Origin of the sequence: Pseudomonas sp. EA_15y_Pfl1_P101, from assembly GCF_963970835.1 — a bacterium.
Lineage (GTDB): Bacteria > Pseudomonadota > Gammaproteobacteria > Pseudomonadales > Pseudomonadaceae > Aquipseudomonas > Aquipseudomonas tritici.
In genome coordinates, this window is record NZ_CAXAPA010000006.1 from 175,868 (window position 1) to 199,304 (window position 23,437).

The window sequence follows — 23,437 nt, forward strand, 5'->3', positions numbered from 1 at the left end:
TCTTGCGCGGTTGGGAGTAGCCTTGTGACATTCCGGTCAGGCCATGGAGCCATCGATGAAGTGCAGCATTCTAACGGTCATTGTGTTGAGCGCGCTCGCATCCGGTACAGCGCAGGCTCAGGCGTTGCAAACCGTACCGATTGCGCCGGCCCCTACGCCAGGTGCACCGGGCACGCCGACGCCGACGCTGTACCCGCAAGTCACCCCACCGGCCATGCCCAAGACTAACGGCTCGCCGCCCCTTGCGCCCATCGTGCTGCCGACGCCGCCGAAGGACCAGACGGTGCCCGGCCTGCAGCAGAACGACAGCAAACCGAAGACGCCCGGCGGTTAAAACTGTTGCGATAGCAGCTGCCCATCGGCCATGCGCAGGCGCTTGGACAGGGCGATGGCAATCGCACGGATGATCTTGGCGGCAACCCTGGGGGTTTCGTTGAGCATCTTTTCCAGGGCGTCCTTGCCCAGGTTGAGCAGCACGCAGTCACTGGCGGCCACGCAACTGGCGGAGCGCCGCTCGCCGTCAAGCACGGCCATTTCACCAAAGGCCCGGCCACTGCGCAGGGTGGCGATGGTCAGGCGTTGGCCGTCGCTATTGGTTTTTTGCACGGCCACCTGGCCGCTGTGGATGATGCACATGAAAGTACCGGCATCGCCCTCGAGAAAAATCGCTTCGTCACGGGCAATGCTGCTGATGTTGAAGTAGCCGGCGGCGACGTGAAAATCTTCCGGAAACAGCGGGTCGAACAGGCCGCAGTCCATGAGCATGTCGCGGATTTCGTCGTTGAGAAGCGTGGGTAGTGTCATGGCTGCAATCTTGATCCATCAATCATGTAGGGCGGTACTGTGTTCAGACAGAACCGCCGCACTAAGTTCCTTAAACCAGCCCCAGTACCTTGAACACAAAGCCATATTCGAGTGCTACGTCACGTAATCCCTGGTAACGACCACTCATGCCACCGTGGCCGGCGCCCAATTCGGTTTTGAGCAGCAGCAGGTTGTCGTCGGTCTTGGTAGCGCGCAGCTTGGCCACCCACTTGGCCGCTTCCCAATATTGCACGCGGCTGTCGTTGTAGCCGGCGATCACCAGCATGGCCGGGTAGGCCTGGGCGCTGACGTTTTCATACGGCGCATAGGCCTGGATGCGCGCATACACCTCGGGCTCTTGCGGGTTGCCCCACTCGTCGTACTCGGTGATGGTCAACGGCAACTCCGGGTCGAGCATGGTGTTAAGCACGTCGACGAAAGGCACTTCGGCAATCGCCGCCTGGAACAGCTCCGGACGCTGGTTAAGTACGGCGCCGATCAACAGGCCGCCGGCACTGCCGCCGCTGATTGCCAGTTGTTTGGAGGTGGTCAGGCCCTTGGCGATCAAGTGCTCGGCGCAGGCGATAAAGTCGCTGAAAGTGTTCTGCTTGTGCTCCTGCTTGCCATTGCGGTACCAGGCCTCGCCCAATTCACCGCCGCCGCGCACATGCGCAATGGCGAAGGCCACGCCACGGTCGAGCAGGCTCAGGCGTGCGTGGGAAAACCACGGGTCGAGGCTCGAACCGTAGGCGCCGTAGCCGTACAGGTACAGCGGCACAGGCTTGCCCAACTGGTCGCGCTTGACCACCAGGCTGATCGGCACCTGTGTGCCGTCCGCCGAGGTGGCCCACAGGCGCTGGCTGACGTAATCGTCGGCATTGAACACGCCAAGCACCGGGGTTTCCTTGAGCACCTGCTGTGCGCCGTTGGCCAGTTCCAGCTGGCGAACCTGGGCCGGGCGGTTAAGCGCCTCATAGCGCAGGCGAATCTTATCGCTGACAAATTCCAGGCTGTTTTGAACGTAGAGGCTGTAGGCGGCGTCGGGCAATTCCACCCGATAAGCCGGCACGCCTTGCGGGTGAACTTCGATCACGGGCAGCCCACCAATGCGCAGGCTCAGGGTCATGGCGCTGGCATTCAGGCTCACGCCGTCGAGCATGACGTCATCGCTGTGGGGGATCAGGTTTTGCCACTCAGCCTCGGTCGGCACGTCGCCAATGTCGGTCGCCACGAACAATGCGTAGTTGATGCCATCACGGTTGCTGCGGATAAACCAGGTCCATGCGCCATTCAACTGACCGTGGTCGACATCGTATTCATGGTCTTCGACCCGTGGCGCCAGGCAGGTAAAGTCCAGTTGCGGCTGGTCGGCGTCCAGCGCCCAGATTTCGCTGGTGGTCTTGCTGCCCAGGGCCAGCAGCAACTGGCGCTCGGAGCTGGAACGGTAGCAATGCAGGAAGAAACGCCCGTCCGGCTCATGGAACACTTCCTGCGCCGCCGTCCCATCCAAGCGATAGCGGTAGAGTTTGTGCGGACGGTGGGTGTCGTCCAATTCGCCGAAGAACAGGGTCAGGCTGTCATTGGCCCAAGTCATGCTGCCGTCGCAGTCCTGGAACTCCAGTTCACTGACCTTGCCGTTGGCCAATTCCTTCACGTACAGGGTGTAGACCTCTTCACCGCTGGTATCCAGGCTGTAGGCCAGGCGCTGGTGGTCGGGGCTGATGCTGAACGCGCCGAGGGAGAAGAAGCCGCCATTGGCGAGCACGTTCGGGTCGAGCAGCAATTCTTCGCTGCTGTCATCCACCTGATTGCTGTCGTCATCCGGGCGGCGGCAGCGGTAGTGGCGGGCGTATTCGTCACCGGCGGTGGTGCGGGTGTAGTAAAGATACGGTCCCCAAGGGGAGGGCAGCGACAGGTCAGTCTCGAGAATGCGCCCCTTGATCTCCTCGAACAGGCTTTCGCGCAGCGCCTGCTGGTCGGCGAGCTGGGCTTCCTGCCAGGCGTTTTCGGCCTTGAGGTAATCGAGTACCTCAGCGCTGTCACGCGTTTGCAGCCAGGCGTACGGATCTGGGCCTTGGGCCTGGCGGGCAATCGGGGGGGTCGACATAGGCATGGATTATTCTCTATCTGGCAGACGGTGGCAGGCATTGCAGCCGCGACACGCAAAAGCCGTTATCATAGCCGCCTGTTTGCCAACCTTGCCATGGACACCATGACCGAGAACGACTATCTGACTGCTTGGGGCCTTTACGCCTTCGCTGCCTTGGGCTGCCTATTGGTGTGGTGGCGCATGACCCGCTGGATCTGGCGCTGGCTGCGCGAGCCGTTGCAATTGCTGATGGCGGTGCTGCTGCTCAGCCCGACCATCGTCGATCCGGTCAAGACCCAGTTCGCGCCGGCCGTGGCGATAACCGCCCTGGACCTGTTGCTCAAGGTCGGCAACAACGCCTGGCGGGCCATTTCCGATTTGTTCATGTACACCATGATTGCCTTTGGCGTGTACCTCGTGATCGTGTTGATCCGCTGGCCCATCGAGCGCGCCGCTAACGCCCGCCGTGAGCGCAAGGCCGCCGCCGATGCGGCATTGGCCGCTGAACCTGAAAGCGATGACGATGACGTACCTTTCCGCCGTCCTGAGCCTGTGAGCGGTATGCGGGTCGAACCACGCCTTTAACGTTGTAGCGAGAGCCCTGGCATGTGTGAATTATTGGGCATGAGTGCCAACGTCCCCACCGACATCGTGTTCAGCTTTACCGGGCTGATGCAGCGCGGTGGGCGCACCGGCCCACACCGCGACGGTTGGGGCATTGCGTTTTATGAAGGGCGTGGCCTGCGCTTGTTCCAGGACCCGGCTGCGAGCAGTGAGTCGGAAGTCGCGTTGCTGGTACAGCGTTATCCGATCAAAAGTGAAGTGGTGATTGGCCATATTCGCCAGGCCAATGTCGGCAAGGTCAGCTTGGCCAATACCCATCCGTTCGTGCGCGAACTGTGGGGGCGCAACTGGTGCTTCGCACATAACGGCCAACTGGCAGACTTCAATCCCCGCGCCACGTTCTACCGCCCGGTGGGCGATACCGACAGCGAAGCGGCGTTCTGCGATCTGCTCAATCGCGTGCGCGAAGTCTTTCCTGAGCCGGTGGAGATTGAAAACGTCTTGCCGGACCTGATTGCCGCCTGTTCCGAATACCGCAGCATAGGCGTGTTCAACTGCCTGCTCAGCGATGGCGACTGGCTTTTCTGCTACTGCTCGACCAAATTGGCGCAGATTACCCGCCGCGCACCTTTTGGGCCGGCGCGCTTGAAAGATGTCGACGTGATCGTCGATTTTCAGGCCGAAACCACACCCAATGATGTCGTCACCGTGATCGCCACCGAGCCTTTGACCGACAACGAAAACTGGACCCGTTACGAACCGGGCCAATGGAGCCTGTGGCGACGCGGTGAATGCGTCAGCCAGGGCATCACCGAGTAAGGATATCGACCATGTTGCTCAGTTATCTGCGGTTGGTGCTGTTTGCCATCGGCCTGTTGGTCGGCGTGCAAGTGCCCGGGTTTATCAACGACTACGCCAAGCGCGTCGAGGCTCACCTGATCGAGGCCCAGACCGGCCTGAGCGGGTTCGAAACCACCGCACGGCAGTTCTTCAACGGTGACTTGCAGGCGTTGGTGGCGCATTACCGCGCCAGTGATGATCCCGTGTTCCAGAGCGACGCCAACAGCCTGGGCGCCATGCTTGACCGCCAAGTGGCGCTGGACAAGCAGTTCCAGGCGATGCAAGGGCCTTGGTACATCCGCGCCCTGCAAGTGGCGGTGGCGGCGGACCCGGATATTCGCCAGGAAACCTGGAATGGCTACAGCTACCAGATCCTGCTGACCCCCGAAGCCATGGGCTGGGGGTTGGGCGGGGCGATGCTGTTGTCGTTTGGCATCGAATGCCTGTTCCGCCTGATCGACTGGGTGGTGTTGGGCGGCAAGCGCCTGCGCCAGAGCCGGCCGATAGAAGAGCGTGACCTCAAAGGCCTCTAAAGACCGACGCGGTCAAATGTGGGAGCCGGCTTGCCTGCGATAGCTATTTATCAGTAACTGATACACCGCTATCGCAGCCTAGGCATAGCGAGCCTCTGCTACGCGATATCACATTTAGAATGTGTAGATACCGATGGCTATCGCAGGCAGCCAGCTCCCACAGTTTTAATCGGGTTTCGTCAGTAACATTCTGTCTTCACCGACTTCCCCGGCATAGCGGGCAACGACTTTCTGACACAACCCCACAATCTCCTCCACCAACTCCACCCCCACACGCCACGACACCACCACCTGCAAGTTCGGCAAGCGCTGCGCCATCGGCAGCATCACCAATTCCCCGCGCGCCAGCTCTTCTCTGACCAGCACCGGCGGCAACGCACCAATCCCAAAGCCATCGCGCAGCAAGCGGGTAATCGCCGACACCGAGTTCACGCAGTTCATCCGCGGCGCGGCCACGTCGTTGGCCTGCATCAGGCTGATGACGTCCTGGTGCGGGTGGGAATTTTTCGAGTAGGTGATGATGCGCTCCTGGGCCAGTTCGGCGAGGGAAGCGTAATCCCGATTGTAGATCGATTGGCTGGCGACGATCCACGCCATGGGGTGGCTGGCCAGCTCCAGGCTGCGTACGCTTTCGAGGCGCAGCAGGTCGGTTTGCAGGATCAGGTCGAGGAAGCCTTTTTGCAGTTGATCGCTGAGGTTCAGTGCGGTATCGGCGACCAACTCGATTTCTACCAATGGGAAATGGTCCATCAGTTCCGCCACCAGCGGGCTGAGCCACGTGTGGATCACCGTGTCCATGGCGCCGATGCGGATGCGCCCGACCTTGCTGCTGGTGGTCTCCAGGGACTGCTTCAAACCCTGCAGGGTCACCAGCATCTGCTCGGCATAATCGAGCACCTTCAAGCCTTCCGGGGTCAGGCTCACGCCGCGTGAGTCACGCAGAAACAACTTCACCCCCAGCTCGTTTTCCAGCACGGCGATGCGGCTTGAGATCGAGGCCTGGGTGGTGAACAACTTCTCGGCGGTCAGGCGGAAACTCTTGAGTTTGGCCACCCAGACGAAGGTTTCGAGAAACTTCAAATTCATGGGATCAACTTTTTCTTATGCATGGATCGGTTTTTATTAGTTGGACGCCGCACCGGGCCAGCGCCAAAAATCGAGCTATTCCACGATAAGCGCCGTTGGGGTGTCAGGACAAGTTGCGAGTTCTGCGTAAAAAATCCCACACTACAAAAAAACAAAGCCTACAGGAGCACCTACCGTGAGCCGTTTGCTACTGAATTGCGATATTGGCGAAAGCTTCGGCAACTGGGCCATGGGTCTGGACGCCGAGATCATGCCGTTCATTGATTGCGCCAACGTGGCGTGCGGCTTCCATGCCGGTGACCCGAGCATCATGCGCAAAACCGTCAGCCTGGCGCTCAAGCACGGCGTGCAAATCGGCGCGCACCCAGCCTACCAGGACCTGCAGGGCTTCGGCCGCCGCTCCATGGCTTACACTGCGCAGGAAATCCAGGACCTGTTGCACTATCAGATCGGCGCCCTTGAAGGTATGTGCCGGGCGCAAGGTGGACGGGTCAGCTACGTTAAACCCCACGGCGCGATGTACAACGACATGATGGCCAACCCTATGCAGTTGCGCGCCGTGATCCAGGCCGTCGCCGCTTATGGCGAGCTGCCGCTGATGCTGCTGGCCACTCGCGACAACAGCGTGGCCCAGGCGTTGGGTAACGAATATGGGGTGACCCTGTGGTTCGAAGCCTTCGCCGACCGGGCCTACGACAACAATGGCCATCTGGTGTCCCGCCAGTTGCCCGGCGCGGTGCACCACGACTCTGAGACCATCGTGCAACAAGCCCTGACCATTTCCCGTGGCGAAGCGCTCACCGCCAGCGACGGCAGCCCGCTGGCCTTACAGGCCAATACCCTGTGCGTGCACGGCGACAACGCCAGTTCCGTCGCAGCTGTACAGCGCATCCGCGAGGCCTTGAAACCAGCATGAAGCCACGTATTGAAGTGGTGGCCATCGACTGCCTGATGGTACGTCTGTTTGATGCAATCGCCGAAGCCAACATGCCCTGGATGCTCGCCGCTAGCCAGCGCCTGCGCAGCGGGTTTGGCGCGGCATTGGTGGACCTGGTGCCGTCGTACACCACCTTGATGGTGCATTACGACCTCACCGTCTTGAGCCCAGCCCAGGCACGGGAGCTGATCACTCACGCCCTCACCGACCTGCAGCCGCAAGCCCAGGGCGGCGGCCAGCGCCACGTGCTGCCGGTGTGGTACGACCTGAGCGTCGGCCCGGAATTGACCTTGCTCAGCCAACGCAGCGGGCTGGCCATCGACGACGTGATCCGCCGCCACAGCGCCCACGAATATCAGGTGTTCGCCCTTGGCTTCGCGCCTGGCTTTGCCTTTATGGGGCTGGTGGATGAAATCCTCGCCACGCCACGCCTCAACACCCCGCGCAAGCGCGTGGCGGCCGGCAGCGTGGGCATCGCCGAACGGCAAACCGCCGCCTACCCGATGGGATCCCCGGGCGGCTGGAACCTGATCGGCCGCACCCCGGCCAAGCTGTTCGACCGTGATCGCGATGGCTACAGCCTGATGCAACCGGGCGACACCGTACGTTTCGAACCGGTCGATCACGCCCAGTTCATCAAATTAGGTGGCGATGACACGCCGTTGGAGGCACAGGCATGAGCCGCTTGATCATTGAGGCCAGCACGCCGCTGTGCCTGCTGCAGGACGCCGGTCGCTTTGGCGTGCGCCACTTGGGCGTGACCCAGGGCGGCGCGCTGGATTGGGTGTCGATGTCCTGGGCCAACTGGCTGCTGGGCAACGCACTGGACGCGCCAGTGGTGGAAATCACTCTCGGCGGCTTTACCGTGCAAGCCGACGATTATTGCCTGCTGGCTCTGGCCGGTGCAGACCTGGGTGCGTATGTCGACGAGCGCGCCATCAGCCCCGGCCGCAGTTTTATCCTGCAAAAGGGCCAGCGTTTGCGCTTCACCCAGCCTTTCAGTGGTGCGCGCGCGTACCTGGCGGCGCCGGGCGGGTTTGATGCGCCGGATGTGCTGGGCAGTTGCGCCACCGTTGTGCGGGAGGAATTGGGCGGGGTAGACGGTTTTGGCAAGGCGCTGGCCGAAGGCGGGCGCCTGGTCTATTCCGGTACAGGCGGTGCAATGAAGGTGATGAATGCCCAGGAGGTGCCATCCGGTAAACCGCTGGACGTGATTGTCGGCGCGCAGATCGGTCAGTTCAGCGGCCAAAGCCTGTTCGATGCGTTCAACACCGAATGGGCCCTCGACAGCCGCGCCGACCGTATGGGCATGCGCTTGCTGGGCACGCCGTTGCAGTACCAGGGACCGTCGTTGATTTCCGAGGGGATTGCGCTGGGGGCGATCCAGGTGCCGCCGGATGGGCAGCCGATTGTGTTGCTTAATGATCGGCAGACGATTGGGGGGTATCCGCGTCTGGGGGCGTTGACGCCGCTGTCGCTGGCGCGATTGGCGCAGTGCTTGCCGGGAGAGAAGGTGAAGTTGGCGCCGGTCGTACAACCGACAGCCTACCAGCAGCACATTGAGTATTTGCGCCGATTTAACTAACGGCGCTTTTCAAAATGTGGGCGCGCCGTTTATTTGGAGAGAAACCGCATCCCTTCTTCCAACCCCCGCAGGGTCAACGGATACATCTGATCCTCCACCAACTCCCGCACAATCCCCGTCGACGCCGTATACCCCCAGGTATCCTTCGGATACGGGTTAATCCAGATCAGCTTTTTGTACTTGGCCATGAAGCGCTGCATCCACACATAACCCGGCTCTTCATTCCAGTGCTCGACGCTGCCACCCGCCTGGGTAATCTCATACGGCGCCATCGACGCGTCGCCGATAAAGATCACTTTGTAATCGGCGCCATACTTGTGCAGCAGGTCCTGGGTTGACGTGCGCTCGGACGTGCGGCGCAGGTTGTTCTTCCACACCGATTCGTACACAAAATTGTGGAAGTAGAAGTACTCCAGGTGTTTGAACTCGGTCTTGCACGCGGAGAACAGCTCTTCGCAGATTTTCACGTGGGCATCCATCGAGCCGCCGATGTCGAACAGCAGCAACAGCTTGATGGTGTTGCGTCGCTCCGGGCGCATTTGGATATTCAGCAGCCCGGCATCGCGGGCGGTGTGGTCGATGGTGCCGTCAATGTCCAGCTCTTCAGCCGCACCCTGGCGCGCGAATTTGCGCAGGCGGCGCAGGGCGATTTTGATGTTGCGCGTGCCCAGCTCGACCTGGTCGTCGAGGTTCTTGTACTCGCGCTGGTCCCAGACTTTCACCGCCTTGCCCTGGCGCTTGCCAGCATCGCCGACACGAATACCCTCGGGGTTGTAGCCGCCGGAACCGAACGGGCTGGTGCCGCCGGTGCCAATCCATTTGTTGCCGCCGGCGTGGCGTTCCTTCTGTTCTTCCAGGCGTTTCTTGAATTCCTCGATCAATTTGTCGAGGCCGCCGAGGGACTGGATCTGCGCGCGTTCCTCATCGCTCAGCGAGCGTTCGAATTCCTTGCGCAACCAGTCTTCGGGGATCAGTGCCTGCAGGTGGTCGTCGAGTTTTTCCAGGCCGTTGAAATACGCGCCGAAGGCGCGGTCAAACTTGTCGAAATGCCGTTCGTCCTTTACCAGGATTGCCCGGGCCAAGTAGTAAAACTCGTCCATGTCGGCGAAGGTCACGCGCTGTTTCAGCGCGTTGATCAGGTCGAGCAGCTCGCGCACCGACACTGGCACCTTGGCGGCGCGCATCTCGTTGAACAGGTTGAGCAGCATCAGCGATTACCGCGACGGCTCATGAACGCCAGACGCTCCAGCAACTGCACGTCTTGCTCGTTCTTCACCAGCGCACCGGCCAGCGGCGGGATGGCCTTGGTCGGGTCGCGCTCGCGCAGCACGGCTTCGCCGATGTTGTCGGCCATCAGCAGCTTGAGCCAGTCGACCAGTTCGGAGGTGGACGGTTTTTTCTTCAGCCCGGGTACTTTGCGCACGTCGAAGAACACGTCCAGCGCTTCGCTGACCAGGTCTTTCTTGATGTCGGGGTAGTGCACATCGACGATCTTTTGCAGGGTGGTGCGGTCGGGGAAGGCGATGTAATGGAAGAAGCAGCGGCGCAGGAACGCGTCCGGCAGCTCTTTTTCGTTGTTGGAGGTAATGATGATGATCGGGCGCTTCTTCGCCTTGATGGTCTCATCGATTTCGTAGACGTAGAACTCCATCTTGTCGAGTTCTTGCAGCAGGTCGTTGGGGAACTCGATGTCGGCCTTGTCGATTTCATCGATCAGCAGGATTACCCGCTCTTCGGACTCGAAGGCTTCCCAGAGCTTGCCCTTCTTCAAGTAGTTGCGCACGTCGTGCACCTTATCCACGCCCAGTTGCGAGTCGCGCAGGCGGCTGACCGCGTCGTACTCGTAGAGGCCCTGATGGGCCTTGGTGGTGGACTTGATGTGCCAGGTGATCAGTTTGGCGCCGAAGGAATCGGCCAGTTGCTCGGCAAGCATGGTCTTGCCCGTGCCAGGCTCGCCCTTGACCAGCAACGGTCGCTCCAGGGTGATGGCGGCGTTGACGGCCAGTTTCAGGTCGTCGGTGGCAACGTAGGCCTGGGTGCCTTCGAACTTCATCGGTGTTTCCTCGAATTCATCAATGGCCGGACTATACCGCGCAGCCCTGGCGACTGTGAACGCAGACGGGCTATTCAGTCTCTGAATGGTCAGTCAGGCCTAGTCCGCCGAGGGCTTGGGCTGTTCATATCGCGCATTGAATGCCTGGATGAATCCATTACGCAAAATCGAGATAAAGGCCGAGAACGCGCTGACATCTTGCTGGTGCACGCTGCCACTGAGCTCGACGCGGCTGGCGAACTGGTTTTTGCTCTGGTTTTTCAGCACTGTTTCACTGGCGCCGACCACGGCTTCCCAGATCGAGCGGAAGACGTTCTTGTCCTTGTTCTCCACGTCCTGCTTCCAGTCGAACACTTCCACGTTGCGCAGCAGCGGTTTGATGTAACCCGTCAGTTGGCCTTTTTCGGCCTGGGCTTCGATCACCACGTCGCCGGTGCCGGCCTTGAAGTCGAACTTGCCGTAGGCCGAGGCGAAGTCATTCATGCGCTTGAGCTGCAGGTCGCGAGCGCGGAAGCGGAACTCGAATTCTTCAAAGTCGCTCAGCGGATCAAACGTCGCCGTGGCCTCCAATGGCGCCTGGCCTTGCAGCAAGGCCTTGCCTTCGAAGCGCGCGTCGCGCTTGCCTTTGACGTCCACCACGTTGGTGAGGTTGTAGAAACTGGCATTGACCGAGGTGGTGTTGATGTTCACCGGCGGTTTGGAATTGAAGTTGTGGAACGAAATCTTGCCGTCTTCAATGCGCATTTCATTCAGGGTGATCGGCAGCAGTTTTCTCAACTGTTCCTGCCAGTCGGTGCCTTCACCCGTCTGTGACGCCTGCTTGTTGGCGCCGCCGTCGACGAAGTTGAGCTCCGGCTTGACGAAATGCCCCTCGGCGACCACCGCATGGTCGTACCACAACGAGTGCCAGCTCACGGCAAATTCGATCAACGGCGCGTTGACGAACGGTACGGGCACCTTGCCGTCGACCTTGACGATCTTCAGGCCATTGATGCGATAGGCACCGCGCCACAACGCCAAGTCCACATCAGTGACTTCGCCACGGTAGTCCCCCATGTCGGCGAGCTTTTCATTCAAATAGTTGCGCACCAGATAGGGCAGCGCGATGTTCAAGGCAACCAATACCACCACCAGCCCGGCGACGGTCCATAGCGGCCAACTGTAACGACGTTTCATGGTGCAGATCTCCTTGCAGTTAGGAGGTTGACTGTTTTGAATGCGCCAACGTTCCTCCGACTGGACGCTTCGAGAGGTGAGGCATACCCTTGGGGCTTTCTGGAAACTGCCAAATAGGACCCGTCATGAGCCGTATCTTTGCAGACAACGCGCACTCCATCGGTAATACGCCCCTGGTTCAGATCAACCGTATCGCACCGCGTGGCGTGACCATTCTGGCCAAGATCGAGGGGCGTAACCCAGGTTACTCGGTGAAATGCCGCATTGGCGCAAACATGATCTGGGACGCTGAAAGCACCGGCAAACTCAAGCCGGGCATGACCATTGTCGAACCCACCTCCGGCAACACCGGCATCGGCCTGGCGTTTGTCGCCGCTGCACGTGGCTATAAATTGCTGCTGACTATGCCGGCGTCCATGAGTATCGAGCGGCGCAAAGTGCTCAAGGCCCTGGGGGCCGAATTGGTGCTGACCGAACCGGCCAAGGGCATGAAGGGCGCTATCGAAAAGGCTGGCGAAATCGTCGCCAGCGATCCGGCCACTTATTTCATGCCGGCTCAATTCGAAAACCCGGCGAATCCGGCGATCCACGAAAAAACCACCGGCCCGGAAATCTGGAATGACACCGATGGCGCCGTGGACGTGCTGGTCGCGGGCGTGGGTACCGGCGGCACCATCACCGGCGTGTCGCGCTATATCAAGAACATTCAGGGCAAGCCGATTCTGTCGGTGGCCGTCGAGCCAATCGTGTCGCCGGTGATCACCCAGGCGCTGGCCGGTGAGGAAATCAAGCCGAGCCCGCACAAGATTCAGGGCATCGGCGCCGGTTTCGTGCCGAAAAACCTCGACCTGTCGATGGTCGACCGCGTGGAGCTGGTCACCGACGACGAATCCAAGGCCATGGCCCGGCGTCTGATGCAGGAAGAAGGGATTCTGTGCGGCATCTCCTGCGGCGCCGCGATGGCCGTGGCGGTGCGCCTGGCCGAGAAGCCGGAAATGCAAGGCAAGACCATCGTGGTGATTCTGCCGGACTCCGGTGAGCGTTACCTGTCGAGCATGCTGTTCAGCGATTTGTTTACCGAACAGGAAAACCAGGCTTGATGTGAATCAGCGCAGGTAAGCTAGGCCTTCTGCATACTGGCCCAAATGTTTATCATGGCCGGCTGCTACGTCTGCTGTTGGCCAGGCGCTTATTTCCAGGAGTTGCTGCATGACCTTTTCTTTGGCCGCCAAACTGTCGGTGTTGCTGTTGTTTATTGGCAGCACGCTGTATGTGCACCTGCGCGGTAAGGCCCGTTTGCCGATGTTGCGCCAATTCGTCAACCATTCGGCGCTGTTCGCTCCGTATAACGCCTTGATGTACCTGTTCTCGGCGGTGCCGTCCAAACCGTACCTGGACCGCAGCAAGTTCCCGGAACTGGACGTGCTCAAGGACAACTGGGAAGTGATCCGCGAAGAGGCCATGCACCTGTTCGACGAGGGTTACATCCGCGCTGCCGAAAAGAACAACGACGCTGGCTTCGGGTCGTTCTTCAAGAAGGGCTGGAAGCGTTTCTACCTCAAGTGGTACGACAAACCCCTGCCGTCGGCCGAGGCACTGTGCCCGAAAACCGTAGCACTGGTGAGCAGCATTCCTAACGTGAAAGGCGCGATGTTCGCGCTGTTGCCTGGCGGCAGCCACCTCAACCCGCATCGCGACCCGTTTGCCGGCTCGCTGCGTTACCACCTGGGGTTGTCCACGCCGAATTCCGACGCCTGCCGGATCTTTGTTGACGGCGAGGAATACGCCTGGCGCGACGGTGACGACGTGATGTTCGACGAAACCTACGTGCACTGGGTCAAGAACGAAACCGAGCAGACCCGTGTGATTCTGTTCTGCGACATTGAGCGGCCGCTGAGCAACCGCGTGATGACCCGCGTCAACCGCTGGGTCAGCAAGCAGTTGGGCCGCGCGACTGCACCGCAGAACCTGGATGACGAGCGGGTGGGTGGGATCAACCAGGCGTATGCCTGGAGCAAGACGTTCAGTGACACGTTCAGCGGTGTGGTGAAGCAGTGGAAGCGCAAGCATCCCAAGGCGTACCGGATTGCCCGGCCGGTGTTGGCGGTCGTCGTGCTGGTGCTGCTGTGGAAGTGGCTGTTCTGATCGGAACGCGGTCAAAAATGTGGGAGGGAGCAAGCCCGCTCCCACATTTGATCTTCAGCGTTTGTTAGGACGCGATCAGTTGGCGCAGTACGTAGTGCAGAATGCCCCCCGCCTTGAAGTATTCCACTTCATTCAACGTATCAATCCGGCACAGCACCTCTAGCTTCTCTGTACTGCCATCCTCCCGCGTAATCACCAGCGTCAGGTTCATGCGCGGCACGATCTCTGTCTCCGTCAGCCCAAGAATGTCGACCTGCTCCTTGCCCGTCAGCTTCAGCGACTTGCGGTTCTGGTCCAGCTTGAACTGCAGCGGCAGCACGCCCATGCCCACCAGATTGGAGCGGTGAATGCGTTCGAAACTCTCGGCAATCACGGCCTTCACACCCAGCAGGTTGGTGCCTTTGGCCGCCCAGTCACGGCTTGAGCCTGTGCCGTATTCCTGGCCGGCAATCACCACCAGCGGCGTGGCCGAAGCCTGGTATTTCATCGCGGCGTCGTAGATCGGCATTTTCTCGCCGGTAGGGATATACAGCGTATTACCGCCTTCCTCGCCGCCGAGCATTTCATTGCGGATGCGGATGTTGGCAAAGGTGCCGCGCATCATCACTTCATGGTTGCCTCGGCGTGAGCCATAGGAGTTGAAGTCGCGTGGCTCCACGCCTTGTTCGCGCAGGTAACGGCCTGCAGGGCTGTCGGTTTTGATGTTGCCGGCGGGGGAGATGTGGTCAGTGGTGACCGAGTCTCCCAGCATCGCCAGCACATTCGCGCCTTTGACGTCCTTGATCACCGGCAGAGGCCCGGAAATATCGTCGAAGAATGGCGGGTGCTGGATGTAGGTGGAGTCTTTCTGCCACACGTACGTCGCGGCTTGCGGCACTTCAATCGCTTGCCACTGTTCGTCACCGGCAAACACTTCGGCGTATTCCTTGTGGAACATCCCCGTGGTGACTTGAGCGACGGCGTCGGCAATTTCCTGGCTGGTGGGCCAGATGTCTTTCAGATAGACCGGATTGCCCGCTTGATCGTTACCCAGCGGTTCGCTGCTGATATCGATACGCACGGTGCCGGCCAGGGCATAAGCCACGACCAGGGGCGGTGACGCCAGCCAGTTGGTCTTGACCAGCGGATGCACGCGGCCTTCGAAGTTGCGGTTGCCGGAGAGCACCGACGCTACGGCAAGGTCAGCTTTCTGGATGGCTTTCTCGATCGGCTCGGGCAACGGCCCGGAGTTGCCGATGCACGTGGTGCAGCCGTAACCCACCAAGTCGAAGCCGAGTTTATCCAGATAGTGGGTCAGACCTGCCGCCTTGTAGTAATCAGTGACCACCTTGGAGCCCGGGGCCAGCGAGGTTTTCACCCAAGGTTTTCGGGTGAGGCCCTTTTCCACAGCCTTTTTCGCCACCAGCCCGGCCGCCATCATCACACTGGGGTTGGAGGTGTTGGTGCAGGAGGTGATCGCGGCGATCACCACGGCACCGTTTTTCAGGCGGTAAGTGTGGCCGTCGTATTCGTAGTCGGTTTCGCCCACCAGGTCGGCATTGCCCACGGCAACCCCGCCGCCGCCTTCGCTTTCGAGGCGACCTTCTTCCTTGTTGGTGGGTTTGAACTGCAGGTCGAGGAAGTCGCTGAATGCCTGGCCGACATTTGGCAGCGACACTCGGTCCTGTGGGCGTTTTGGCCCGGCGAGGCTGGCTTCGACGCTGCCCATGTCCAGCGCCAGGCTGTCGGTGAATACCGGCTCCTGGCCGGCATTGCGCCACAGGCCCTGCGCCTTGGTGTAGGCCTCAACCAGTTTTACGGTTTCCGTAGGTCGGCCAGACAAGCGCAGGTAGTCCAGCGTTACCTCATCCACCGGGAAAAAGCCGCAGGTGGCGCCGTATTCCGGGGCCATGTTGGCAATGGTGGCGCGGTCGGCCAACGGCAGGTCGGCCAGACCATCGCCGTAGAACTCGACGAATTTACCCACCACGCCTTTCTTGCGCAGCATCTGGGTCACGGTCAGCACCAGGTCGGTGGCGGTGATGCCTTCCTTCAATTTGCCGGTGAGCTTGAAGCCGATCACTTCCGGGATCAGCATCGACACCGGCTGGCCGAGCATCGCAGCCTCCGCTTCGATCCCGCCCACGCCCCAGCCGAGTACGCCGAGGCCGTTGATCATGGTGGTGTGGGAGTCGGTGCCGACCAAGGTGTCGGGGAAGGCGTAGGTGCGGCCGTCTTCGTCCTTGGTCCACACGGTGCGGCCGAGGTATTCGAGGTTGACCTGGTGGCAGATGCCAGTGCCCGGTGGCACCACGCTGAAGTTATCGAAGGCGCTCTGGCCCCAACGCAGGAAGGCGTAGCGTTCGCCGTTGCGCTGCATCTCGATGTCGACGTTTTGCTCGAAGGCGTCGGCGTTGCCGAACTTGTCGACCATCACCGAGTGGTCGATCACCAAATCCACCGGCGACAGCGGGTTGATACGCTGCGGGTCGCCACCGGCCTTGGCCACGGCGGCGCGCATGGCGGCCAGGTCGACCACGGCGGGCACACCGGTAAAGTCTTGCATCAACACCCGGGCGGGGCGGTACTGGATCTCACGGTCGGACTGACGCTCCTTGAGCCAGGCGGCAATAGCCTTGAGGTCGGTGCCAGTGACGGTCTTACCGTCTTCCCAGCGCAGCAGGTTTTCCAGCAGCACCTTGAGCGACATCGGCAGCTTATCCAGGTCGCCCAAGCGCTTGGCGGCTTCGGGCAGGCTGAAGTAGTGGTAGGTTTTACTGTCTATTTCAAGAGTTTTAAGGGTACTCAGGCTATCAAGCGATGACATGACACGACTCCTTATGGTCCGCACGGCTACGGACCTGACGGGACGAACAGAGCTATCAACTTAGCCCTGTTTTCATTAGCAGGCTAATAACTGGACTCTATCGTTAAGTCCAAGGTTCCGAACTCCGTTATCATGCGCGGGTTTTCATGACAGGCATTGCGACAGCGCAACGTCGGTTGATTCACCAGGAGAGTTGATGAACACCCTTTTTATGCACTGCCGCCCGGGTTTTGAAAGCGAAGTCTGTTCCGAGATCGCGGACCTCGCCGCGCGCCTGAACGTTTCCGGCTATGCCAAGGCCAAGACCGGCAGCGCCTGCGCCGAATTTGTCTGCACCGAAGAAGACGGCGCTCAGCGCCTGATGCACGGCCAGCGCTTTGCCGAGCTGATCTTCCCAAGGCAGTGGGCGCGCGGGGTATTCATCGACCTGCCGGAAACTGACCGCATCAGCGTGATCCTCGCTCACCTGCAGGGTTTTCCGGTGTGCGGCAGCCTGTGGCTGGAAATGGTCGACACCAACGACGGCAAGGAACTCTCGAATTTTTGCAAAAAACTCGAAGTGCACCTGCGTAAAGCTTTATTGAACGCCGGCAAGCTGGTGGATGACCCGAGCAAGCCGCGCCTGCTGCTGACCTTCAAAAGCGGCCGTGAAGTGTTCATGGGCCTGGCCGAGCCGAACAACTCGGCCATGTGGCCGATGGGCATCCCGCGCCTCAAGTTCCCGCGCGACGCGCCAAGCCGCTCGACCCTCAAGCTGGAAGAGGCCTGGCACCACTTTATCCCCCGCGACCAATGGGACGAGCGCCTGCACGGCGACATGACCGGCGTCGACCTCGGCGCAGCGCCGGGCGGCTGGACCTGGCAACTGGTCAACCGCGGCATGCTGGTGACCGCCATCGACAACGGCCCCATGGCCGAAAGCCTGATGGACACCGGCCTAGTGCAGCACTTGATGGCCGACGGCTTTACCTTCGTGCCCAAGCAGCCGGTGGACTGGATGGTCTGCGACATCGTCGAGAAGCCTGCGCGTAACGCCGCGCTGCTGGAAACCTGGATCGGCGAGGGGCATTGCCGTGAAGCGGTGGTGAACTTGAAGTTGCCGATGAAGCAGCGTTACGCCGAAGTGAAGCGCTTGTTGGAGCGCATCGAAGACGGTTTCAAGGCGCGCGGCATTCGCGTGGAGATCGGCTGCAAGCAGCTGTATCACGACCGCGAGGAAGTGACCTGCCATTTGCGTCGGCTGGTGGAGGTGAAGAAAACCAAGGCCCGCTGAGCCCTTGAGGTGACTACAGGACCAATGTGCGGGCTTGCTCGCGAAAGCGGTATAACTGTCGAAATTTATGTTGAATGTGCCCGCGTGTTCGCGAGCAAGTCGACCCGTCGCACCGCCGCTCCCACAGGTTGAGCGGCGCCGTTTCAGGAGTGATGTATGAATCAGCCCCTCGATTTGCCCGTAGACGCTGTGCTGGACGCCACCGGCCTCAACTGCCCGGAACCGGTCATGATGCTGCACCAGCACATCCGCGACCTGCCGCCTGGCGGCTTGCTCAAGGTGATCGCGACCGACCCGTCCACGCGCCGCGATATCCCCAAGTTCTGCGTGTTTCTTGACCACGAACTGGTGGATCAGCAGGCGCTGGCCGGTACGTACCTGTACTGGATCCGCAAGAAGTCCGCTTAACCCCGCGCCTGGTCTGCGCGAATGCGCCGGCGTGCACTGCGCGCCAGGCGCACCAGCAACATCCCCGCCGCGCAGCTCAGGCCCACGATCAGCCCTTGCCACAAGCCGCTTGGGCCGCTCGGTGCGCCCAGCCAGTCGGTCAGGCCCAAGGCGTAACCCACCGGCAGCCCCACGCCCCAGTACGCGAACAAAGTCAGCACCATGGTCACCCGTGTGTCCTGATAGCCGCGCAATGCGCCTGCCGCCGTCACCTGGATCGAGTCGGAGAACTGGAACAGCGCGGCGAACACGATCAACGTCGAAGCCAAGTGAATGACCACCGGGTCCGGGGTGTAGATCGCCGCAATCTGCTCGCGAAACAGCAGCATCAGGCTGCAGGACAGGCAGGCGTAGGCCAGCGCCGTGCCCATGCCAACACCGGCGGCGAAGCGCGCTTCACGCGGTTTCCCGCGCCCCAGCGCCTGGCCCACGCGCACGGTGATGGCCATGCTCAAGGAGTAAGGGATCATGAACACCATAGAGCTGATGTTCAGCGCGATCTGATGACCGGACACCACCGTGGCGCCCAAGCCGCCAAGCAGCAGGGCGATCACCGCGAAGATGCTCGACTCGGCGAAGATCGCGATGCCGATGGGCAAGCCAATCCCCAATACGCGCTTGATGACCGCCCACTGCGGCCAATCGAAACGCTTGAACAGTTCGCTGTTCTGGTAGGCCGGGCCCCAACGGCTCCAGACGGCCAGGCCGAGCATCATCGCCCACATCGAAATGGCCGTGGCCCAGCCGCAGCCCACGCCCCCCATGGCCGGCAGGCCAAGGTGACCATAGATGAAGATGTAGTTCAGCGGAATATTCAGTGCCAGGCCGAACAGGCCCATGACCATGCTGGGCAACGTGCGGCCCAGGCCATCACTGAAACAACGCAGCACGTAATACAGCGCAATGGCCGGCATACCGGCGGCGATGCCATGCAGGTAGCCCATGGTGGGCGCGATCAGGTCCGGTTCAACCTTCATCGCATGCAGGATCGGCTCGGCGCAGAGCAGCAGCAGTGCGCCGATAATGCCGACCACCAAGGCCAGCCACAATGACTGACGCACCAATGGCCCGATTTCGCTGTAGTGACCCGCACCGTAGCGTTGGGCGACTTTCGGCGTGGTGGCCAGCAGCGTACCGCTCATGAGCAGGTAGACCGGAATCCAGATCGAGTTGCCCAGGCCCACCGCTGCCAGGTCCTGGGGGCTGACGCGGCCGGCCATCACCGCATCGACAAAGCTCATCGCGGTGGTGGCCAGTTGGCCGATCATGATCGGCAAGGCGAGTGTCAGCAGGCCGCCGACTTCCCGGGTGATGCGGACGGGGCGGCTGAGGATGGCGGTGGCAGTGTTCACGTGCAGATGTCCGATCAAGGTAAGCGCAAGGACCGTGGATTCTACGCATTGACGCATCGGTCAGGAAAAAACCTGTGTTAGCGATTTGTAAGCGATCTTCCCTGCACCGCAGATCTACTGGGGGAGCGGGTTTGCCCGCGATGCATACACCTCGGTGTATCAAGTACACCCAGTCGATGCGACCGCAGGCAAGCCACACACACAGAACGCCCTCAAGGCAGTTGATAGCACCGTCGATCTGCGATGGAACGCAGAGCGCTTCCCTGTACACTGCCGGTCCGCCAAAGGAGCCTGCCATGCTGATTGTTGCCGACGAAAATATTCCGCTGCTCGATGCATTCTTCCAAGGTTTTGGCGAGATTCGCCGCGTGCCCGGCCGTTCCATCGACCGCGCTACAGTCGAGCAGGCCGATGTATTGCTGGTGCGCTCGGTGACCAACGTCAACCGTGCCCTGTTGGTGGGCAGCAAGGTACGCTTTGTCGGTACCTGCACCATCGGCACCGATCACCTGGACCTCGACTACTTCAAGCAGGCCGGCATCCAATGGGCCAGCGCCCCCGGCTGCAATGCCCGTGGCGTTGTGGATTATGTGTTGGGCAGCCTGATGACCTTGGCTGAAATCGAAGGCGTCGACCTCAATCAGCGCACTTACGGCGTGGTCGGTGCCGGTGAGGTCGGTGGGCGGTTGGTGAAGGTGCTCAAGGGCCTGGGCTGGAACGTCCTGGTCTGCGACCCGCCACGGCAGATCGCCGAAGATGGCGATTACGTCAGCCTGGCGCAGATCATCGAGCAATGCGATGTGATCAGCCTGCACACGCCGCTGACCAAATCCGGCAACGGCTCTACCTGGCACCTGCTTGACCGCCAGCGCCTTGAGCAACTCAAACCCGGCACCTGGCTGATCAACGCCAGCCGTGGTGCAGTGGTGGACAACGCCGCCCTGCGCGAGGTACTGCTGGAACGCGAAGACCTGCAAGCGGTGCTGGATGTGTGGGAAGGCGAACCGCAGGTGGATGTCGACCTGGCTGACTTGTGTGTGCTGGCTACGCCGCATATCGCGGGCTACAGCCTGGAAGGCCGGCAGCGCGGCACGGCGCAGATTTATAAGGCGTTCTGTTCGCACTTGGGCCAGGAACCGGGTATTCAACTGAGCGACCTGCTGCCACCGTTGTGGCTGGACGAGGTGCATTTGAATGCATCGACCGATCCGGCCTGGGCGCTGACAACCCTGTGCCGCAGCGTGTACGACCCGCGCCGCGATGATGCGGATTTCCGCCGCAGCCTTGTGGGAACCGTGGAAGAGCAGCGCAAGGCTTTTGACCTGCTGCGCAAGCATTATCCCGCACGCCGAGAGATCGACGGTGTAAAGGTGCGAATCAATGGGGAGTCGATGGCGCTGGCCAGTATCGTTTCCGCATTGGGTGCGAAGACGATTTAAACGCCAATAAAAAACCCGGCCATCTGGGCCGGGTTTGAAAGAGCGTGGCGCTTCAGCCTTGCTGGGCAGGCTTGACTAATTTTTCTTCCAGTTCGCTGCAGGCTTGCTGGATCATCTCTTCGGTGATCTGCACTTCACGGCCCTGGGCGTCGATGTACGAGCAAGGCAACTGCTGCGGCTGGCGGATCACTTCAATGTTGGCATCGCTGCTATTTTGCAAGGTCATGGCCTGTCTCCTCATCAGGTTGTATACCCACTTTAAGACCCCCGCGTGACCGAGCTGTTACAACTTCCTACCCGTTCAGCGGTTCAGACACCCAGTCGACCAGAAACCGATACAAATTTCCAGCCAGGCGTTAGACCGGTAGCCTCTAGGCGCAACATCGCGGGGCATAATTAACCTGACTCATTGTTATTTAGGCAAGTTCCCCCAATGTTGTGGTGTAGATAACTTTATCCCCTCCACAGGTGATGCCCTCCATGTTCTCAGCCCGTCAACGCCGTGCAATTCGCCTGGCCAGCCGTTTCATTGGGCCCTACCGCTGGCAGGCGCTCGGCGCCCTGTTGGCGCTTATCGTCACGGCCGGTATTACCTTGTCCATGGGGCAGGGCATTCGCTTGCTGGTGGACCAGGGCTTCATGACCCAGTCACCGCACCTGTTCAACCAGTCCATTGGACTGTTCATGATCCTGGTACTGGGCCTGGCCGTGGGCACGTTTGCGCGGTTTTACCTGGTGTCGTGGATTGGCGAGCGGGTGGTGGCGGATATCCGTCGGCAGGTGTTCAACCACCTGATCTACCTGCATCCGGGCTTCTATGAGAACAACCGCAGTTCGGAGATCCAGTCGCGGCTGACCACCGACACCACCTTGCTGCAGTCGGTGATCGGCTCGTCGCTGTCACTGTTCCTGCGCAACGCCTTGATGGTCATCGGTGGCATCGTGCTGCTGTTTGTCACCAATCCCAAGCTCACCAGTATCGTGGTGGTGGCGTTGCCGCTGGTGCTGGCGCCGATCCTGCTTTTCGGTCGGCGCGTGCGTAGCCTGTCGCGACAAAGCCAGGACCGCATCGCTGATGTGGGCAGCTATGTGTCCGAGACCCTCGGTCAGATCAAGACCGTGCAGGCGTACAACCACCAGGTGCAGGACGAACAGCGCTTCGCCATGACCGTGGAAGACGCATTCACCACCGCGCGTAAACGCATCACCCAGCGCGCCTGGCTGATTACCCTGGTGATCATGCTGGTGCTCGGCGCCGTGGGCGTGATGTTGTGGGTCGGCGGCATGGACGTCATCAGCGGGCGCATTTCCGGCGGTGAGCTGGCGGCATTTGTGTTCTACAGCCTGATCGTCGGCAGTGCCGTCGGCACCCTGAGCGAAGTGCTCGGCGAATTGCAGCGCGCCGCCGGTGCCGCCGAGCGGATTGGCGAGTTGTTGCAGTCGAGCAACGACATCCAGGCGCCGGCCAGCGGCACTGTTCAATTACCTGAGCGGGTCAGCGGCCGCATGGCGCTACACGACCTGCGCTTTTCCTACCCGTCACGGCCGGACAGCTTCGCCATCGACGGCTTGAACCTGACGATCAATCCCGGTGAAACCCTGGCCTTGGTCGGCCCGTCCGGCGCGGGCAAATCGACGATTTTCGACCTGTTGCTACGTTTCTACGATCCCCAGCAAGGCCGCATCCTGATTGAAGGCCACGCGCTGACCGATCTCGACCCCATGGACCTGCGCCGCCACTTCGCCCTGGTATCCCAGAGCCCGGCGCTGTTCTACGGCAGCGTCGAAGAAAATATCCGCTATGGCAACCCGATGGCCACTTCAGAACACGTCGAAGCCGCCGCGCGCATCGCCCATGCCCACGACTTCATCCTGCAAATGCCCAATGGCTACCAGACCCACCTCGGCGACGGCGGCATGGGCCTCTCCGGCGGCCAACGCCAACGCCTGGCCATCGCCCGCGCGTTGCTGGTGGACGCGCCGATCCTGTTGCTGGACGAGGCCACCAGCGCGCTGGATGCCCAGAGTGAACACCTGATCCAGCAAGCGCTGCCGCAATTGATGCAGGGGCGTACCACGCTGGTGATCGCGCATCGCTTGGCGACGGTGAAGAATGCTGACCGGATTGCGGTAATGGACCAGGGCAAGCTGGTGGCGGTAGGTACGCATCAGCAGTTGATTGCGAGCAATCCGTTGTATGCGCGGTTGGCGGCGTTGCAGTTCAGCGATGGGGTGGAAGAGCCTGCTTCACATTAAATCCCACTGAAAAAAATGCCCGCATCTCTCAATGCGGGCATTTTCATTGTGG

General features: G+C 60.8%; 22 protein-coding genes. 13 read left to right on the forward strand and 9 right to left on the reverse strand.

What is annotated here, in order from left to right; genetic code table 11:
* The first annotated feature begins 55 nt into the window (after window positions 1-55).
* Window positions 56-334: a hypothetical protein gene (locus AACY36_RS11615; RefSeq protein ID WP_339414894.1), complete on the forward strand. Its 279-nt coding sequence runs from the start codon at window positions 56-58 to the stop codon at window positions 332-334.
* On the opposite strand, the gene AACY36_RS11620 is transcribed toward AACY36_RS11615, so the two are convergent.
* A complete protein-coding gene (locus AACY36_RS11620) occupies window positions 331-804 on the reverse strand; it encodes a cyclic nucleotide-binding domain-containing protein (RefSeq protein WP_339414893.1) in 474 nt (157 codons plus the stop codon). The genes AACY36_RS11615 and AACY36_RS11620 overlap by 4 nt on opposite strands.
* A 70-nt stretch (window positions 805-874) precedes the next feature.
* Entirely contained in the window at window positions 875-2,917 is a 2,043-nt protein-coding gene (locus AACY36_RS11625; RefSeq protein ID WP_339414892.1) for a S9 family peptidase, read from the reverse strand.
* Between the two features lie 24 nt (window positions 2,918-2,941).
* Between AACY36_RS11625 and AACY36_RS11630 the strand changes: the two genes are divergently transcribed.
* Genes AACY36_RS11630 through AACY36_RS11640 form a run of 3 tightly spaced genes read left to right on the forward strand, consistent with a single transcriptional unit; the run spans window position 2,942 to window position 4,830 of the window.
* Window positions 2,942-3,478, forward strand: coding sequence for an MFS transporter (locus AACY36_RS11630; protein ID WP_339414891.1), 537 nt, complete (start codon window positions 2,942-2,944; stop codon window positions 3,476-3,478).
* A gap of 21 nt (window positions 3,479-3,499) precedes the next feature.
* Window positions 3,500-4,276, forward strand: coding sequence for a class II glutamine amidotransferase (locus AACY36_RS11635; RefSeq protein WP_339414890.1), 777 nt, complete (start codon window positions 3,500-3,502; stop codon window positions 4,274-4,276).
* A gap of 11 nt (window positions 4,277-4,287) precedes the next feature.
* The gene (locus tag AACY36_RS11640; protein ID WP_049709451.1) at window positions 4,288-4,830 is read left to right on the forward strand and encodes a DUF2937 family protein; all 543 of its coding nucleotides are present in this window, start codon (window positions 4,288-4,290) and stop codon (window positions 4,828-4,830) included.
* A 165-nt stretch (window positions 4,831-4,995) separates the two neighbouring features.
* Here the strand turns inward: AACY36_RS11640 and AACY36_RS11645 are convergent, their stop codons facing one another.
* Complete coding sequence (locus AACY36_RS11645; protein WP_339414889.1) at window positions 4,996-5,916, reverse strand: LysR family transcriptional regulator; 921 nt, start codon at window positions 5,914-5,916, stop codon at window positions 4,996-4,998.
* 175 nt (window positions 5,917-6,091) lie between these two features.
* Here AACY36_RS11645 and AACY36_RS11650 point away from each other — a divergent pair, with 175 nt between their 5' ends.
* The 3 genes from AACY36_RS11650 to AACY36_RS11660 are packed head-to-tail and all read left to right on the forward strand — an operon-like array spanning window position 6,092 to window position 8,438.
* Window positions 6,092-6,832, forward strand: a complete 741-nt coding sequence (locus AACY36_RS11650) for a 5-oxoprolinase subunit PxpA (RefSeq protein ID WP_339414888.1) — start codon at window positions 6,092-6,094, stop codon at window positions 6,830-6,832.
* Window positions 6,829-7,533, forward strand: coding sequence for a 5-oxoprolinase subunit B family protein (locus AACY36_RS11655; RefSeq protein WP_339414887.1), 705 nt, complete (start codon window positions 6,829-6,831; stop codon window positions 7,531-7,533). The genes AACY36_RS11650 and AACY36_RS11655 overlap by 4 nt, the downstream gene beginning before the upstream one ends.
* Window positions 7,530-8,438, forward strand: coding sequence for a 5-oxoprolinase subunit C family protein (locus AACY36_RS11660; RefSeq protein ID WP_339414886.1), 909 nt, complete (start codon window positions 7,530-7,532; stop codon window positions 8,436-8,438). Before AACY36_RS11655 ends, AACY36_RS11660 begins: the two co-directional genes overlap by 4 nt.
* A 29-nt stretch (window positions 8,439-8,467) precedes the next feature.
* Here AACY36_RS11660 and AACY36_RS11665 read toward each other — a convergent pair whose 3' ends face one another.
* From AACY36_RS11665 to AACY36_RS11675, 3 genes are all read right to left on the reverse strand, one after another.
* Window positions 8,468-9,646 carry a vWA domain-containing protein gene (locus tag AACY36_RS11665; RefSeq protein WP_049709446.1) on the reverse strand — a complete coding sequence of 393 codons (1,179 nt, stop codon included), beginning with the start codon at window positions 9,644-9,646 and terminating at the stop codon, window positions 8,468-8,470.
* A complete protein-coding gene (locus AACY36_RS11670; RefSeq protein ID WP_339414885.1) occupies window positions 9,646-10,491 on the reverse strand; it encodes an AAA family ATPase in 846 nt (281 codons plus the stop codon). The genes AACY36_RS11665 and AACY36_RS11670 overlap by 1 nt, the downstream gene beginning before the upstream one ends.
* Before the next feature lie 99 nt (window positions 10,492-10,590).
* Window positions 10,591-11,667 carry a DUF748 domain-containing protein gene (locus AACY36_RS11675; protein WP_339414884.1) on the reverse strand — a complete coding sequence of 359 codons (1,077 nt, stop codon included), beginning with the start codon at window positions 11,665-11,667 and terminating at the stop codon, window positions 10,591-10,593.
* Window positions 11,668-11,792: 125 nt separating this feature from the next.
* On the opposite strand from AACY36_RS11675, the gene cysK reads away from it, so the two are divergent.
* On the forward strand, window positions 11,793-12,767 hold the full coding sequence (gene cysK / locus AACY36_RS11680) for a cysteine synthase A (RefSeq protein ID WP_339414883.1): 975 nt from the start codon (window positions 11,793-11,795) through the stop codon (window positions 12,765-12,767).
* 109 nt (window positions 12,768-12,876) lie between these two features.
* A complete protein-coding gene (locus AACY36_RS11685; protein ID WP_339414882.1) occupies window positions 12,877-13,812 on the forward strand; it encodes an aspartyl/asparaginyl beta-hydroxylase domain-containing protein in 936 nt (311 codons plus the stop codon).
* 64 nt (window positions 13,813-13,876) lie between these two features.
* On the opposite strand, the gene acnA is transcribed toward AACY36_RS11685, so the two are convergent.
* A complete protein-coding gene (gene acnA, locus AACY36_RS11690) occupies window positions 13,877-16,618 on the reverse strand; it encodes an aconitate hydratase AcnA (protein ID WP_339414881.1) in 2,742 nt (913 codons plus the stop codon).
* Window positions 16,619-16,814: 196 nt separating this feature from the next.
* Here acnA and rlmM point away from each other — a divergent pair, with 196 nt between their 5' ends.
* The gene (rlmM, locus tag AACY36_RS11695; protein ID WP_339414880.1) at window positions 16,815-17,891 is read left to right on the forward strand and encodes a 23S rRNA (cytidine(2498)-2'-O)-methyltransferase RlmM; all 1,077 of its coding nucleotides are present in this window, start codon (window positions 16,815-16,817) and stop codon (window positions 17,889-17,891) included.
* A gap of 156 nt (window positions 17,892-18,047) precedes the next feature.
* Entirely contained in the window at window positions 18,048-18,299 is a 252-nt protein-coding gene (tusA, locus tag AACY36_RS11700) for a sulfurtransferase TusA (RefSeq protein WP_339414879.1), read from the forward strand.
* Here the strand turns inward: tusA and AACY36_RS11705 are convergent.
* Window positions 18,296-19,690: an MATE family efflux transporter gene (locus AACY36_RS11705; protein ID WP_339414878.1), complete on the reverse strand. Its 1,395-nt coding sequence runs from the start codon at window positions 19,688-19,690 to the stop codon at window positions 18,296-18,298. The two genes, tusA and AACY36_RS11705, sit on opposite strands and share 4 nt — an antisense overlap.
* A 296-nt stretch (window positions 19,691-19,986) precedes the next feature.
* Here AACY36_RS11705 and pdxB point away from each other — a divergent pair, with 296 nt between their 5' ends.
* Window positions 19,987-21,129, forward strand: a complete 1,143-nt coding sequence (gene pdxB / locus AACY36_RS11710; RefSeq protein WP_339497084.1) for a 4-phosphoerythronate dehydrogenase PdxB — start codon at window positions 19,987-19,989, stop codon at window positions 21,127-21,129.
* A 52-nt stretch (window positions 21,130-21,181) separates the two neighbouring features.
* Here pdxB and AACY36_RS11715 read toward each other — a convergent pair whose 3' ends face one another.
* Entirely contained in the window at window positions 21,182-21,355 is a 174-nt protein-coding gene (locus AACY36_RS11715) for a PA1571 family protein (RefSeq protein WP_339414876.1), read from the reverse strand.
* A 245-nt stretch (window positions 21,356-21,600) separates the two neighbouring features.
* Between AACY36_RS11715 and AACY36_RS11720 the strand changes: the two genes are divergently transcribed.
* On the forward strand, window positions 21,601-23,385 hold the full coding sequence (locus AACY36_RS11720; protein WP_339414875.1) for an ABC transporter transmembrane domain-containing protein: 1,785 nt from the start codon (window positions 21,601-21,603) through the stop codon (window positions 23,383-23,385).
* Window positions 23,386-23,437 lie beyond the last annotated feature (52 nt).